Source organism: Salegentibacter haimaensis, assembly GCF_054121495.1.
This window is the reverse complement of sequence record NZ_JBSYGH010000004.1, coordinates 88,087-104,219: the sequence shown is the minus strand read 5'-3', so window position 1 is coordinate 104,219 and position 16,133 is coordinate 88,087. Positions and strand designations below refer to the sequence as shown.

Annotated in this window: 12 protein-coding genes; 5 read left to right on the top strand and 7 right to left on the bottom strand. The window is 41.6% G+C overall.

All coding sequences use genetic code 11. The features are described 5' to 3' along the window. Window positions 1-82: 82 nt before the first annotated feature. The 3 genes from ACW6QP_RS05875 (at window position 83) to ACW6QP_RS05865 (ending at window position 5,470) form a co-directional block, all read left to right on the top strand. Entirely contained in the window at window positions 83-2,098 is a 2,016-nt protein-coding gene (locus ACW6QP_RS05875) for a cation:proton antiporter domain-containing protein (protein ID WP_457909927.1), read from the top strand. Between the two features lie 123 nt (window positions 2,099-2,221). Next, window positions 2,222-3,892: an ABC1 kinase family protein gene (locus tag ACW6QP_RS05870; protein WP_457909926.1), complete on the top strand. Its 1,671-nt coding sequence runs from the start codon at window positions 2,222-2,224 to the stop codon at window positions 3,890-3,892. A gap of 93 nt (window positions 3,893-3,985) precedes the next feature. After that, on the top strand, window positions 3,986-5,470 hold the full coding sequence (locus ACW6QP_RS05865; protein ID WP_457909925.1) for a S10 family peptidase: 1,485 nt from the start codon (window positions 3,986-3,988) through the stop codon (window positions 5,468-5,470). Window positions 5,471-5,541: 71 nt separating this feature from the next. On the opposite strand, the gene thrC is transcribed toward ACW6QP_RS05865, so the two are convergent. From thrC to ACW6QP_RS05835, 6 genes are all read right to left on the bottom strand, one after another. Beyond that, entirely contained in the window at window positions 5,542-6,837 is a 1,296-nt protein-coding gene (thrC, locus tag ACW6QP_RS05860) for a threonine synthase (RefSeq protein ID WP_457909924.1), read from the bottom strand. Then, window positions 6,834-7,757 carry a homoserine kinase gene (locus tag ACW6QP_RS05855; RefSeq protein ID WP_457909923.1) on the bottom strand — a complete coding sequence of 308 codons (924 nt, stop codon included), beginning with the start codon at window positions 7,755-7,757 and terminating at the stop codon, window positions 6,834-6,836. Before ACW6QP_RS05855 ends, thrC begins: the two co-directional genes overlap by 4 nt. Before the next feature lie 3 nt (window positions 7,758-7,760). Next, window positions 7,761-10,208 carry a bifunctional aspartate kinase/homoserine dehydrogenase I gene (thrA, locus tag ACW6QP_RS05850; protein WP_457909922.1) on the bottom strand — a complete coding sequence of 816 codons (2,448 nt, stop codon included), beginning with the start codon at window positions 10,206-10,208 and terminating at the stop codon, window positions 7,761-7,763. A gap of 318 nt (window positions 10,209-10,526) precedes the next feature. After that, window positions 10,527-11,990: a magnesium chelatase gene (locus ACW6QP_RS05845; RefSeq protein WP_457909921.1), complete on the bottom strand. Its 1,464-nt coding sequence runs from the start codon at window positions 11,988-11,990 to the stop codon at window positions 10,527-10,529. Window positions 11,991-12,074: 84 nt separating this feature from the next. Next, complete coding sequence (locus tag ACW6QP_RS05840; RefSeq protein ID WP_457909920.1) at window positions 12,075-12,443, bottom strand: endonuclease domain-containing protein; 369 nt, start codon at window positions 12,441-12,443, stop codon at window positions 12,075-12,077. Window positions 12,444-12,521: 78 nt separating this feature from the next. Next, window positions 12,522-13,646 (bottom strand): vWA domain-containing protein, encoded by a 1,125-nt coding sequence (locus ACW6QP_RS05835; RefSeq protein WP_457909919.1) that lies wholly within the window; start codon window positions 13,644-13,646, stop codon window positions 12,522-12,524. Window positions 13,647-13,796: 150 nt separating this feature from the next. Between ACW6QP_RS05835 and ACW6QP_RS05830 the strand changes: the two genes are divergently transcribed. Both ACW6QP_RS05830 and ACW6QP_RS05825 read left to right on the top strand, forming a co-directional pair. Continuing rightward, entirely contained in the window at window positions 13,797-14,618 is an 822-nt protein-coding gene (locus tag ACW6QP_RS05830) for a phosphatase PAP2 family protein (protein WP_457909918.1), read from the top strand. Window positions 14,619-14,627: 9 nt separating this feature from the next. Further along, window positions 14,628-15,704, top strand: a complete 1,077-nt coding sequence (locus tag ACW6QP_RS05825) for an endonuclease/exonuclease/phosphatase family protein (protein WP_457909917.1) — start codon at window positions 14,628-14,630, stop codon at window positions 15,702-15,704. Here ACW6QP_RS05825 and ACW6QP_RS05820 read toward each other — a convergent pair. After that, window positions 15,701-16,108 (bottom strand): response regulator, encoded by a 408-nt coding sequence (locus tag ACW6QP_RS05820; RefSeq protein WP_457909916.1) that lies wholly within the window; start codon window positions 16,106-16,108, stop codon window positions 15,701-15,703. The two genes, ACW6QP_RS05825 and ACW6QP_RS05820, sit on opposite strands and share 4 nt — an antisense overlap. Window positions 16,109-16,133: the final 25 nt, after the last annotated feature.

Here is a 16,133-nt window from a genome sequence, read left to right as displayed (position 1 = left end):
CGGGGAAACCTGCCGCTTTTTTTATTTCGGGGTTTAGCACAATTCGTTTAAATTAGACCAGCCTAACCAAAAATATACTTTCTTGGAAATTCCTATTCTAAAAGACATTGTGATTGTACTGGGACTCTCAATTGGAATAATTCTCTTATTTCAGCGTATAAAAGTACCTTCTATTTTAGGATTTCTGCTTGCCGGGATCATTGCCGGTCCCTATGCCTTTAACCTTATTAGCTCCCAGCACGAAGTAGAATTGCTTTCTGAGATTGGAATAATTTTCCTGCTTTTTGTAATTGGAATTGAGCTTTCCTTAAAAGAATTACTAAGTATGAAAAGAAACGTAATTCTGGGAGGAGGGTTACAGGTTGGTGGCACCATTCTTATCACGGCTCTTTTGGCAAAGCTGTTCGGATTGGGATGGAGTGCAGCGGTATTTATGGGGTTTCTTTTTTCATTAAGCAGTACAGCCATCGTACTCAAATTGCTTCAGGAAAAAGGCGAAATCACCTCTCCTCACGGACGTATAAGTCTTGGCATCCTTATTTTTCAGGACATTATTGTAGTGCCTATGATGCTGTTAACTCCCTTACTGGCCGGGGATAGCGATGATATTATGGGAACCATTGGCATACTTCTGCTAAAAATTATAGGCCTGGGGGTGGTTATGTACGTATTAGCAAGGTTTATAATTCCCAAGGTTTTTAAAATGGTGATTAAAACCAAAAACCGGGAATTATTTATTCTAAGTGTGATCGTATTTTGCTTCGCCATTGCCTGGCTTACTTCATCTATTGGCTTATCACTGGCCCTGGGTGCTTTTTTTGCGGGATTAATCATTTCTGAATCTGAATATAGTCACCAGGCTACTGCCAATGTTCTGCCCTTTCGAGAAATTTTTATCAGCTTCTTTTTCGTGTCGGTGGGTTCTTTGCTCAACCTTAATTTCTTTTTTAATAACCTGGGCGTCATTTTATTACTGGTTATTGGGGTGATTTTATTAAAAATGATAGTCGTAGGGCTAACGGTAATCGCACTCGCATATCCTCCGCGAACTATTTTTCTTACGCTTTTCAGTCTGTTTCAGGTTGGGGAATTTTCTTTGTTATTATCGGGCGTAGGCCTGGAATACGACCTCATTCCGCAGAATATTTACCAGTACTTCCTGGCTATTTCGATATTGAGTATGGCCCTAACTCCATTTTTGATGCAGGCAGCGCCTAATTTCACCTATTTTCTTCTGAAGGCACCAATTCCTGGGCCTGTTAGAAAACGTCTCGAAAACCGCAAACGAAAAGAGGCCAAGGCAACTGCTACTGAAGAATTAATTCTAGAAGATCATTTGATTATCATAGGCTACGGAATTAACGGTGAAAACATCTCTAAAGCAGCCAGAAATGCTGAAATCCCTTATGTTATCGTAGACACCGACCCCGATGCTTTTAATAAGGCCAAACAAAAAAACGAACCTGTTGTTTTTGGGGATGCCTCCAATCCTTTAATTCTTCAACATTTACATGTACACGAAGCACGGGTGGTGGTAATAGCTATTTCAGACCCCGGTGCTACAAAAAAGATTATTGGGAATATTCGAAATTACACCCAAACCGCTTTCATTATTGTGAGAACCAGGTATGTAAGAGAGATCGAAGAAAATCTAAAATTAGGCGCCGACGAGGTTATACCCGAAGAATTTGAAACCTCCATAGAAATATTTACCAGGGTACTCAAGAAATACCTGGTGCCTTATAACGAAATTCAAAAATTTATCAATAATATCCGTTCGGCCGATTATGAGATGCTTACCACTTTAAAGGGTAAACCCCATAAACCCTCATTGCAACACCTGCACATTCCCAATAAGGAGATCGTGACGCTTATGGTTGAAAATTCCAACTCTCAAATCGTTGGTAAAACCATAGAAGAATCGGCTATTGGCAGGGAATACAGAGTTACTGTTCTCGCCATTAAACGGGATACTCAATATATTACTGAAGTTAACCCCCAAACCCGAATTGAACAGGGAGACCTGCTTTATCTTTTTGGTCACCCCACTAACATAAACCGCCTTAATAAATTATTAAGCTACGAAGGCCTCTCCTAAATTTTAAAATACTTAGGTTTTATTTTAATTTTTTGCTAAAAATAGCGATCTATGTAGCTCTATATTGGTGTTAATGGCTTAAATAGATATCTTTAACTAATCAACAACCTAAGCCAAATATATATGTCGGTATTACCAGACAACCTGCTTCGTTACCAGAAATTTATCGCTTTTATGCTGAAATACTGGAATAGCGATCTTTTTGAAAAAACGGCCTCCAGCGCCCTGAATGATGAAATGGGGGAAGAGGAAAAAGAGCAAAGCTTCGATCGCAGTCCTGAAGAATTGGTAGAAGACCTAAAAGAAATGGGGCCTACCTATATCAAGCTAGGTCAATTGCTTTCTACCCGGCCCGATTTATTGCCAGATGCCTACCTGGAAGCCCTGGCTACTCTTCAGGATGACGTTCCCCCGATCTCTTATGAAGAGGTGCATCGCATTGTTGAAGAAGAAATTGGCACCCGTATTTCTAAAGCCTTCGAAACCTTTAATGAAGAGCCCCTGGCCAGTGCATCAATTGGCCAGGTTCATACAGCCACTTTGCGATCGGGAAAACCCGTGGCGGTTAAAATTCAGCGTCCCGGAATACGAAAAAAATTCCTTGAAGACCTCGATACTCTTAAAGAACTGGCCGATCTTGCAGTAAAGCATACTCAAATTGCTAAAAAATACGCCTTCGATGATGTGCTCGCCGAATTAAGACGCATCCTCATTCAGGAACTCGATTATACCCGGGAAGCTCAAAACTTAAAAACCCTCGGCGAGAACCTGAAATCTTACAGGCATCTTATTGTTCCCCAACCGGTTTACGATTATTGTTCGTCTAAGGTTCTAACTATGGACTATATCGAGGGGCAAAAGGTGACTTCTATCTCGCCTCTCAAACAAATTGAGGTCGACTATCGCCCATTGGTAGATGAACTGGTAGAGGCATATTTGCAACAAATCATCAACGACGGCTTTGTACACGCCGATCCGCATCCCGGAAACATCCAATTCACTACTGAAGGGAAGATCGCACTTATCGACCTGGGAATGGTAGCCCGGTTCACCCCTAAAATGCAGGAGTACCTGCTGCAGTTGCTCATCGCCCTTAGTAACAATAATGGTGATGACACAGCACAGATCCTGCTGGATATGAGTCAAATTGGTGAGGAGGCCGATGTGAAACGATTTAAAAAAGCCATCAACGATATCGTGATGGATAGTGAACACAGCACGGCCAAGGATATGAAAACCGGAAGGCTATTAATTCAGCTAAACCGGCTTGCTGCCAACAACGGAATTCACCTTCCGGTAGAGGTAAACATTCTGGGTAAAATTCTTCTGAATATGGATCAAATCGTGGCCAGTCTCGATCCCGATTACGATTTGAGAAAAGCAATTCGCCGGCACGTCACCAAAATGATGGAATCGAAGATGTACGAAGAGTTGAAACCAGAGAATTTCTTTTCAGTTTTGCTGGAATCCAAGAAGCTGGCCGAGCATCTTCCCGAACGTTTAAATAAGATTTCAGAAAAACTGGCCAACGACAGTTTCAAAATGAAAATCGATGCCATAGACCAGCAACGTTTTACCGATGGTTTCCAAAAGGTGGCCAATAGAATTACGCTGGGATTGATCATCGCCGCGATGATTATTGGTGCTGCAATGCTAATGCAGGTGCCCACCAGCTTTATGATATTTGGTTACCCGGGTCTCGCTATCATATTCTTTTTGCTGGCAGCCATCGGCGGAATTCTGTTGAGTTATATTATCATAATTCACGATGAAAACCTGAACAATAAAAAATAAATTGAACGACAAATCTTTTAAAGAAACCCGCTTTTGCGGGTTTCGTCATTTCAGCGTATTTTGGGGCTTCATTAATTAAACCTAAACTTTTCGATGAAACAATTTTCCTTTTTAATCATCTGTATCTTATTCAGCCTAAATACCCGGGCTCAAAAAATTGAAATTCCTGTAGACACCAGTGTGGTTACCCAGCATTCGGTTAGAATCAAAGGTCAAAACATTAATTATACCGCCACCACGGGAATGCAGGCCCTTTGGGATGAAAACCAGGCCATAGCCAGTTTGCATTACACCTATTATAAAAGAAGTGGGATTAGCAATACCGAAAATCGCCCGCTGGTAATCTCTTTTAATGGCGGTCCCGGTTCTGCTTCGGTTTGGATGCATATTGCCTATACCGGCCCCAGGGTGCTGAAAATCGATGATGAAGGCTACCCCGTGCAACCCTACGGAATCAAGGAAAATCCACACTCAATTTTAGATATAGCCGATATTTTATACGTGAACCCTGTGAACACCGGATATTCACGCCCAATTCCCGATAAGGACGGAAAAGTGAATCGTGAAAAATTCTTCGGGGTGAATGCCGATATAAAATACCTTGCCGAATGGCTCAACACCTTTATGACCCGAAATAACCGCTGGTTATCTCCTAAATATCTTATCGGGGAAAGCTATGGAACCACCCGGGTTTCTGGCCTGGCCCTGGAATTGCAAAATTCACAATGGATGTATCTCAACGGGGTAATCCTGGTTTCGCCAACAGAAATTGGCATAGACCGCGATGGACCGGTAGAAATCGCCAACCGTTTGCCGTATTTCGCGGCAGCAGCCTGGTATCACAACGCACTCACGCAGGAATTACAAAACCGGGAATTAGAAGATTTGCTGGAAGAGGTAGAGGAATATTCTATCAATGAATTACTCCCGGTTCTTATAAAAGGCGGGTTTACAGATTCAGAAAAAAGAAAGCAAGCCGCAGAGAAAATGGCCCGGTATTCGGGAATTTCAGAAAAAGTGATTATGCAGCATAACCTGGAAGTACCAATTCGTTTTTTCTGGAAAGAATTGATGCGTGAAAATGGCGGCTATAGCGTGGGTCGACTTGACTCAAGATATTTAGGTCTCGATGCCAAAGAAGCCGGCGATTCCCCCGATTATAATGCTGAATTAACCAGTTGGCTGCATTCCTTCACTCCCGCGATTAATTACTACTTAAGAGAAGAATTGAACTTTAAGACCGATCTTAAATATTATATGTTCGGGCCGGTGCATCCCTGGGATCGCAGTCGCGATAATTCAGGGCCTAATTTAAGACAGGCTATGGCTCAAAATCCCAATTTACACGTAATGGTACAATCGGGATATTTTGATGGAGCGACCACCTATTTTAATGCAAAATACACAATGTGGCAACTGGATCCCAGCGGTAAGATGAAAGATCGCCTTAGTTTTAAAGGTTACGAAAGCGGGCATATGATGTACTTACGGGCTGAAGACCTTAAAAATGCCAATGACGATATTAGAGAATTTATCCAGAATTCCCTTCCGGAAGAAGGCGCCCCTGCGAAGTATTAAGTAGGGGTTGAAGTTATCGGTTAAATGAAAGAGGCTGTTAGAATTGACAGCCTCTTTCTTTTTATACTATTTCAGGATTTTAAAAAGCTTTTCAACTCTTCATAATCACTAATCGAAACTGCCTGCTTCTCTTTATCTAAAATTCCCTTGATCGAAGAGGGCATATCAGGGTATTTCCCAATAGCTTTTTTCACCGTTTCAGGAAATTTTACAGGATGAGCGGTTTCAATGAACAGTCCTTTATATTCTCTATTCTTTTTCAGAAATTTTTGCAATCCCAGGTAACCTACAGCACCGTGCGGGTCCAACATATACCCGGTTTGCTGGTGTACGATTTTCATACATTCCAGAGTTTGTGCATCAGAAAATGAATAAGAAGAAACTAACGATTTCAAACTATTAAATTCATTCTCAAATATTTCAAGAATACGCACAAAATTGCTGGGATCACCAATGTCCATCGCATTAGACAAAGTTTGCACGCTGCTTTTTGGGTGATATTCGCCGCTTTCCAAATACTTCGGAATAACATCATTGGCATTATTAGCCGCAATAAAATGAGAAATGGGCAAACCCATCTCCCGGGCCATCAGGCCGGCACAAATATTTCCGAAGTTTCCACTGGGAACCGAAATTGCGAGTTTTTTACCTGAATTTTTCACCTGCTGCCAGGCCAGAAAATAATAGAACATTTGAGGTAACCAGCGCGCCACATTTATAGAATTAGCCGAAGTCAATTGGCGCTCGCTCGTGATCTCTGCATCTAGAAAGGCTTTTTTAACCATCGCCTGGCAATCGTCAAAACTCCCATCTACTTCAAGTGCAGTTATATTTTTCCCCGCCGTAGTAAGCTGCTTTTCCTGGATTTCGCTCACTTTTCCCTTCGGGTATAAAATCACCACCTCTATACCCTCAACGCCAAGAAATCCGTGGGCTACGGCGCCCCCGGTATCGCCAGAAGTCGCTACCAGCACGGTTATCTTCCCGAGCTTATTTTTCTGAACAAAATAGCCCAGGCAACCCGCCATAAATGCAGCTCCCACATCTTTAAAGGCCAGGGTAGGCCCGTGAAAAAGCTCCAGAACACTTATTTGCTTTTCAATTTTTTTAACCGGAAACTCAAAACCCAGGCTGCGCTCAATAATTTTGGTAAGTTCAGCTTCCGGGATTTCATCTCCAACAAACTCGCGAATTACCTGCAGGGCGATTTCCGTTTTAGATAAACTATTGATTTTTTTAAAAAAATCATCTGGCAGCTTCGGAATTCTTTCCGGGAAATACAAGCCCCTATCGGGCGCCAAACCTTTAATTACCGCATTTTCAAAATTGCTGAAATGCGTTCTATCGTTTAAACTGTAATATCTCATGAAAGTATTCTTATTCCCTGTTGATTGATTGCTGAATAATGAAGCTCAAAGTCCAGCCCCGTTTTTGTATAAAATGAATCGATTTTTTGCTGAAGCTTTTTGGTTGCTTCTTCTCCCCTGCCCAAAATAAATACCGAAGGTCCCGAACCTGAAATTCCAAAACCAAGCGCTCCATTCTCAAGAGAAATCTTCTTTAATTCCTCAAAATGCGGAATCAAAATAGAGCGAACCGGTTCAATAATTCCATCTACCAAACTACGGCTCATAAGCTCGTAATTATTAGTGTAAAGCGCACTAACCAGCGCTGCAAGATTCCCCCATTGGCTTACGGCTTTTTGCAGGCTCACCTGTTGTTTTAAAATAGCCCGGGAATCTTTGGTTTTGATCTCGATTTGAGGATGCAAAACAAGCATTTTTAATTCTTCGGGTGCGGGCAGATTGATTACTTCTAAAGGTTCATAGCTACGAATCAAACTAAAACCTCCCAATAATGCGGGCGCCACATTATCGGCGTGAGCATTCCCGCTTGCCAGTTCTTCGCCTTTCATCGCAAATTCAACCAGTTCTGCTGCCGAAAATGGAGAATCCAGCAACTTATTAATGGCAAAAACAGCCCCGGCGGCGCTGGCAGCACTGCTTCCGAGTCCGCTGCCGGGTTTTATCTTTTTATAAATTTCGATATCAAAACCCTGTTTGCTTCCAAGTTTCTTCAGTAGAGCCTTTGCTGCAACACCGGCAACATTTTGGTCGGGATCGGTGGGCAGGTTTGCCCCTTCGATTCGGGTTATTCGCAGTTTATTCACAGAATTTTTCCGAAGAAGCATCTCATCGCCAACACTATCCAAACAGCAACCTAAAACATCGAAACCACAGGAAAGATTGGCAACCGTGGCCGGTGCGAAAATTTTTATTTCTTCCATCCTTTATTTTTTTCCTATTCTAATTACATCGGCAAAAATTCCCGAGGCGGTCACATCGGCCCCTGCTCCGGCACCTTTTACTATGAGTGGCTGCTCGGGATAGCGATCTGTAAAGAATAAAACAATGTTATCGCTCCCGCTTAAATTATAAAAAGGATGATCGGCCTGTACCTGCTGCAAACCTACTTTTGCCTTGCCATTACTGTATTCTGCCACATATTTAAGCTGAGCCTTTGCTACCCGGGCTTTTTCGTAAATGCTTCTGAATTTATTCTCATCCTGTTTCAGAATCTCAAAAAATTCGTCGACATCTTTTGCCTGCAGACTTTCTTCAGTAAGAAAATTTTTCTTCTCAATATCATCGAGCTCCATTTGCTGCCCGGTTTCCCTGGCAAGAATGAGGATTTTCCTGGCTACGTCTACCCCACTTAAATCAATTCGAGGGTCTGGCTCGGTGAACCCCTGTTTTTTGGCCTCCTGCACCACCTCGTGAAATGATTCTGATGCTTTATAATTATTGAAAACAAAATTCAAACTACCAGAAAGTACCGCCTGGATTTTTTGAATACGATCTCCAGATGCGACCAGGTTTTTCAACGTATCGATAATCGGAAGCCCGGCACCTACATTGGTTTCGTATAAAAAGGAGGCTCCATACTCACGAGATAAATCCTGCAATTCCCTGTAATTTTCATAAGCCGAAGCACAGGCAATCTTATTACAGGTCACCACCGACACCGAATTTTCCAGATATTTTGCATACCAGGTAGAAATTTCCTCATTAGCCGTATTATCTATGAAGATACTATTTCTCAAATTGAAATTGACAACCTTATTATGGAAGTCTTCAGGGCTGGCCATCTCTCCGTTTTTAAGATCTTCCTGCCAGCTTTCCAGATTGATGCCATCTTCATTGAACAACATGTTACGGGAATTTGAAAGCCCCAGCACTCTCACTTTTAACCGCAATTTGTCCAGAAGATACTCTTCCTGTTGTTTTATCTGGGCAAGGAATTTCGAGCCTACATTTCCTACTCCGGTTACAAACAAATTCAATTCTTTTGAAGGTACCTCAAAAAATTGTTCGTGCAGAGTGTTAAGTGCCTTTCTTACATCCTTTTTAGCGATTACTGCTGAAATATTTCGCTCTGAAGAGCCCTGGGCAATCGCCCTGATATTGATATTATTATTTCCCAGCGCACTAAACATCTTGCCGCTTAAGCCGTGATGACTCTTCATTCGATCTCCCACCAGGGCCACGATAGCCACCTCATCTTCGATGCTAACCGGTTTTATTTTTCTATGCTCGATCTCATATTCGAAGGCTTCATTTAAGGCCTCTGCCGCCTGTCCTGCTTCATCATCTTTTACCGCAATGCAGATGCTGTGTTCGGAAGATGCCTGGGTGATGAGCACAATATTGATATTCTCCTGATAGAGCACCTCGAAAAAACGTTTCGAAAAGCCCGGAATTCCAACCATTCCGCTGCCTTCAATATTTAAAAGTTTTACCGAATCTATATGTGTAATCCCTGTCACCCACCTAAAGTTTTCTTTGCTGGATTTGGAAATTACCGTACCCGGTTCATCGGGTTTAAAGGTATTTTTAATATGAATTTCGATATTTCGGTCTAACAGGGGTTGAAGCGTGGGCGGATAAAGAACCTTTGCTCCAAAATGCGATAGTTCCATCGCTTCCTCATAAGAGATTTTATCCAATGAATAGGCCTGAGGGACCAAAGAGGGGTTGGCTGTGTACATTCCGTTCACATCGGTGTAAATGAGTACTTTTTCAGCCTTCAAGGCCGCACCAAATATCGCGGCGGTAAAGTCGGAACCGCCTCTTCCCAACGTGCTTGGAATCCCCATTTCATTTCGGGCTACAAAACCGGGCACCACAGAAAGCGAAGCTGAATTTTCAGCAAAATAGGCTTCGATATTTTTATTGGTTTCAGGATAAAAAACCTGAACTTTTTCATTGTTATTTCTGCAAACAATCAATTCACGGGAATCGGCAAAGGCAGTATTTACTCCCAAACTTTTAAAATATTCAGCAATGATTAGAGAGGACAAAATTTCTCCAAAACCAGAGACTACGTGTTTGGTTTTATTAGAGAGTTCATTTAATAAAAAAACACCTTCATATAGGGTTTCCAGGCGATTGAATTCGGTTTTTACCCGGCTTAAGATTGCCGATTGTAAATTGACAGGAATCAATTCTCTTACGGCATCCAGGTGACGTTTTTCGTTTTTTTCGAGTAGTTTTTTATAAGACTCATCTTCGTTGGCAGCCAAGGTTGCCATTTCCAGGAGGTCGTTGGTTACCCCTCCAAAAGCTGAAAAAACAGCCAGGGTTTGATCATTTTCCAAATGCTTCTGAACGCTTGCTGCGACCAGTTTAATACGTTCGGGGGTGGCCAGAGAAGAGCCTCCGAATTTCAGGATATTCATACAATAAGTTTAAGTGAAACAGTTAAAATGCTGCGTGTGGTGCTTTCGGAAAATTATATACATACTACCCCAAACGGGGTAATACCGGTAATCATGAAAATCGCGCCCATAGCCAAAGTGCGGCCTGAAAGTGCAGTAATATTTTGGGCTGAATTTCTCATTCTTTGTATAAAATTCTTCGATAAAAATATGGCATAGAAGATTCCCGGCCAATTAAAAAACCGATTTCCTCAAAGTTTTGCGGAAATCTCATTTTTGGCGATTAAAATTATAATTAGCTTAAAATGAAGCCGGTAAAATCTATAAAAATGGAATCTCTTATAACCCGCTTATATAACTTCCGTAGAGATCTTTAAACTGAGTGCCCTTGCTGAAGCGTTGTTTGCTGAGTTTTTTGAATTCTACAAGACCCCAGAGTAAAAATTCTTTTAGAAAATAGCGATCTTCAACACTGGCCTCAGCCTGGTATTTATTCAATAAAGCATCCAGTGGTTTTACAGATTCAAGCTTTGCCTTGTATTCTTTTTCTGAAAGATCATCGGGAAGTTCGAATCCGCTTTCATTAAAAAACCATTCTACCAGCTCATCGTATGGCGAAACTTCCTGTTGTTTCTGAAGCTTCTCAATCTTCGGAAAATATTGCGGGAATAAACTTTTTACAGCCTGACCAATCAAAATTAAGGCAACTTTTGCGGCACCTTCCTGCTCGCCTTCATACACCAGTTCTACTTTTCCCGTAATGCTTGGGATTACCCCCATAAAATCACCAAAACGAACTGAAGTTTTCTCATCACCCGCAAGTAAACTTCTGCGCTCGGCAGTGCTAAGCAGATTTTCCAAAGCCGTAATACTCAAACGGGCACTAACCCCGCTTTTCTCATCGATAAATTCACTCTCCCTGGCCTCGAAACTAATTTGTTCCAAAAGATCCCTGGCCAATTCCGGAATGTGGATTTTTTTCTCCTGAGCTTCATCTACTCGGGCTTCCTGTTGGGTTACTTTTTTAGCAACTTCGATCGACTGTGGATAATGCGTAAGAATTTGGGAACCTATTCTATCTTTTAAAGGAGTTACAATACTACCCCGGTTGGTATAATCTTCAGGATTAGCGGTAAAAACGAATTGTAGATCCAGGGGAAGACGCAATTTGAATCCTCGTATTTGCACGTCGCCTTCCTGTAGAATATTAAATAAAGCCACCTGAATGCGGGCCTGCAAATCGGGAAGTTCATTGATCACGAAAATACTGCGATTAGCCCGGGGAATCATTCCGAAGTGAATCACGCGATCGTCGGCGTAACTTAGTTTAAGATTCGCAGCTTTTATAGGGTCTACATCACCAATTAAATCGGCAACCGTGACATCTGGGGTCGCCAGTTTTTCGAAGAAACGCTCGTCCCGATGCACCCAGCTAATCGGGGTCTCATCGCCCTTTTCGGCTATTAATTCTTTGGCATATCTTGAAATAGGATTGAGCGGATCATCATTTATTTCTGAACCTTCTACAACCGGCATCCATTCATCGAGTAAATTCACCATAAGCCTGGCCAACCTGGTTTTCGCTTGCCCTCGTAAACCAAGAAGATTGATATTGTGTTTTGATAGAATTGCGTTTTCCAGTTCAGGAATTACGCTTTGTTCATACCCATGAATACCCTCAAATGCAGATTCTCCAGCTTTAATTTTTTGAATTAAATTCTGGCGTAATTCTTCCTTGATACTTTTGCTTTTATATCCTGATTTTTTAAGTTCTCCCAGGTTGCTTATGTTTTCTATTTTCATTCTTTTGTTTTTTTAAAATTTAAACCCTCCGACAGAATTTTTTCTCAAAAATCCTGTCACCTCCCTTTTAAAAAGGGAGGAGCTTTAATTTGATTTCAAATGACCACGTATTTCCCTTAAAACCAAAGGGAGGAAGTCGAAAACCAACTTATTCTCAAACCTTATTACAGAAAAACCTAAAGCTTCTAGATATTTGGTTCTTTTTCTATCATTTTCAGCTGAAGCATTATTAAAATGAACTTCACCATCCAACTCAACAATTAATTTTTCAGAAGCACAGTAAAAATCAACTATATAATTTCCAATATTATGCTGTCTTGTGAACCTTTTTCCGTCAAGCTTCCGGCCTTTTAAAAAGCTCCAAAGAAAAGCTTCTGCAGGTGTCATTCTACTTCTAAGAATTCTTCGGTTTTCTTTTAACTCCTTACGTGTATGAATTTGCTTTCTGTTCATTTTATATTTTAAAAGCTCCCCTCTTTAGATAAAGAGAGGGAAATTTTGGTTGTAAACCAAAACGGGGGAGTTTGATCTTTATCTAATCCTCTTCTTCCGGTTGGTTTCATAATCTTCAAAAATCATTTCTCCCAAACCTTTTAAGCCTGTATAAAACGCCTTACCCTGATTGGCATAAGTGAATTCCTTAACAAATTGCATTAAATAAGGGTCCTGGGCGATCATAAAGGTGGTGATTGGAATTTTAAGCTTTCTGGCCTGCCGGGCCATATTGTAACATTTTTCCAGAATATAAGAATCAAGCCCCATCGGGTTCTTATAATAGGTACCATCTTTTTGTCTTACACAGCTGGGTTTCCCATCGGTGATCATAAAGATTTGCTTGTTGGTATTGCGTTTTCTGCGCAATAAATCCATCGCCAGTTCCAGGCCTGCAACCGTATTGGTATGATAGGGGCCCACCTTTAAATACGGCAATTCGGCAATGCTAACCGGCCAGGCATCATTTCCAAATACTATGATATCCAGGGTATCTTTCGGATATCGGGTTGTTATAAGCTCGGCCAGGGCCATCGCAACTTTTTTTGCAGGGGTAATTCGGTCTTCACCATAAAGAATCATACTGTGGCTAATGTCTATCATTAACACAGTGCTCATCTGGGATTTATAATGGGTTTCTTCAACGACCAGGTCGTCTTCATTCATTCTAAAATCTCCAGGGCCGTGGTTTATTTGAGCATTTTTCAGGCTTTCGGTCATCGAAATGCGGTCCAGAGAATCCCCAAACTGATATTCCCTGAAATCGCCCGTGTGCTCGTCACCGGTACCAATGCGATTGGTGCGATGATTTCCCGATTTTCCTTTTTTTAATTTTCCGAAGATTTGATCCAGAGCCTGTTTGCGAATGGCCTGCTCGGTTTTAGCGGTGATGGCCATTCCGCCTTCCCCGTCCTCGACCTCTTCACGAATGTATCCTTTCTTTTTAAGGTCTTCCACGAAATCATCTAAAGTATAATCCTCAGAAGTGAGGTTATATTCTTCATCGAGCTGTTTTAGCCACTCCATCGCTTCATCAAAATCGCCAGAAGTATGTGTGATCAATTCCTTAAAAATCTCGAAGAGTTTATCGAAAGGAGTTTGGGCTTCATCCTCAAATTTGCGGAAAACAAATCCTCTTTGCTTCATTTTTATATCTCGCTTCATACCCCTAAAATTAAAGCATTTAAGCAGTAAAGGAAAATTAATCTGCTCTAACAGCCTTTAAACTTATGTTAATCCTTTTAAACGTTATTCTTTTCTTAATTGCTTCAGTAATAAGGCGAGAGTTAAGAAATTTGACCCAAACTACTACTTATGAAAAAATTGCTCCCGGGCCTGCTGGCCTTATTTTTTAGTTGTTCAATCTTAGCTCAAAAATCTACTTCTCCTTACCAAACCGACCTGGTGAAAGACGGAATTTGGATTACTACCGGAGTTGGTCTCAATGTATTGGGGGTACTTATGATTCAGAATAAAGATGAATTAACCGAAGCCCAGGTAAATGCATTAGACAAGAATGATCTTTGGGGGGTAGACCGCTGGGCAGCGGGGAATTATTCAGCAGCGGCAGATGAACTTAGTTATATTCCCTTTTATGCTTCCTTTGCTCTCCCGGCAGCCTTTCTGGCAGAAAAAAATATGCGGAATAATTTTGGGCAAATAGCCGTGCTTTTCGTTGAAACAATGGCCACCACCGGGGCTATGTTCACCATAACCGCCGGAGCAGTTGAAAAAAGCCGCCCCCTGGTGTATAATACTTCACTGCCTATGAGCGAACGAACCGATAATGATGCGCAGCGTTCATTTTTTGCCGGACATACTGCGGCCACAGCTGCAGCAACCTTTTTTACCGCAAAGGTTTTCCAGGATTTTAATCCCGATTCTAAAGCCATACCCTATATTTGGGCAGGTGCGGCAGCTGTTCCTGCGTTTGTGGGCTATCTAAGGCTTGAAGGCGGAAAACATTTTTTAACCGATAATCTCATTGGTTTTGGAATAGGTGCCGCGGCAGGAATTTTAATTCCGCAGGTTCATAAAAAAGGAAATGAGCAACTGGACCTTTATCCTACCGCTCAATTTAATATTTTTGGTAGCGGAATTAACACAAAAGGATTAGCTTTATCGTATAGATTCTAATGCCCAATTATGAGTATCGGAGAAATTACACTTATCATCCTGGGAGTTATTATGCTGCTTCCAAGCCTGGCCTCGGCTACGAGGTTTGACCAATGGTGGATAAGAGGTTTCGACTTTCCACGTATTCAAATTTCATTTCTGATAAGCCTAACCCTGGTCGCCTCTTTAATCTATTATGATTTTTCTGAAACCCTTCATTGGGTGATGATTAGCCTTTTGATCTTTTCTCTTGGTTACCAGATTTGGAAAATTCTACCTTACACTTATTTAGGAAAAAAGATGGTGCTTAGAGTGGCAAATAATGACGAAACCGCTAATATTTCGATCTTAGTTAGCAATGTATTGACTCCAAATAAGAAGTTTCAGAAACTAATAGATTTGGTAGAAGACCGAAAGCCCGATATGCTTTTAACCCTGGAAAGCGACGAACGTTGGGAAAAGGAGCTTTCTGGTCTTGAAAAAGAGTACAAATATACCGTAAAAGTTCCCCTGGATAATCTCTACGGAATGCACCTTTACTCCAAACTGGAGCTTATAGATCCCGAAGTGAAATATTTGGTACAGGAAGGCATACCTTCTATTCACGGAAAGGTTAAACTTCGCAATGGCAAAAACATTAATTTTTACTGTTTACATCCTATGCCGCCAAGCCCTTCGGAAGCTGAAACTTCCACCAACCGCGATGCCGAACTCTTAATGCTGGGACGCGATCTGGATGGGGAGAAAAACAGCATTTTGGTTTTTGGTGATCTGAACGACGTGGCCTGGTCTCGTACCACCCGCCTTTTTATGGAAATGAGCTGCCTGTTGGATCCTCGCAGGGGCCGTGGTTTCTTTAATACTTTTCACGCCGATTACCGCTTGCTTCGCTGGCCTTTAGACCACGTATTTCATTCCAGAGATTTTGGACTTATAGAAATTGCCCGGGAGCGGCATGTAGGCTCAGATCATTTCCCAATGTATATAAAACTGAAATATCAACCTTCGGTAAGCAATAAACACGAGACCCCTAAAGCCGATAAGGAAGAAGAGCAATGGGCCGAACAAAAGATTAAGGATGCCCATCCATTAGAAGCACATATTTAATGCTGTGCGATTAAGTTTTTTATACCGGGTAATTTTGCCAGTCTCTCACAAGATTTCGCAGTAATAGGTTTTTCGATAAAATCAATCACGTTTTTATATTCCTGTGCCCTTTGTCTATCCCGGGCATCTACAGAAGAAGTTACCATCACCACCAGGGCCCTATCACTAACAGCTGATTTTTGAAGTTTCTCCAAAAATTCCCAGCCATTCATTTTAGGCATATTGATATCAAGCATAATCAAAAAATGAGTGTCATTTTCTGTGGCACGTTTCTGTAAATAACAGAGTGCCGCTTCAGCTTCAAAAAAACTTTTGGGGTTCGAAGAGAGTCCGGCGTGGCTAACCATTTTTTTTTGAATGAATACCACAACCTGATCATCGTCTATTATAAGTACTTCCAGCATAGGTTAATCCTCAAAAGACCCGGGG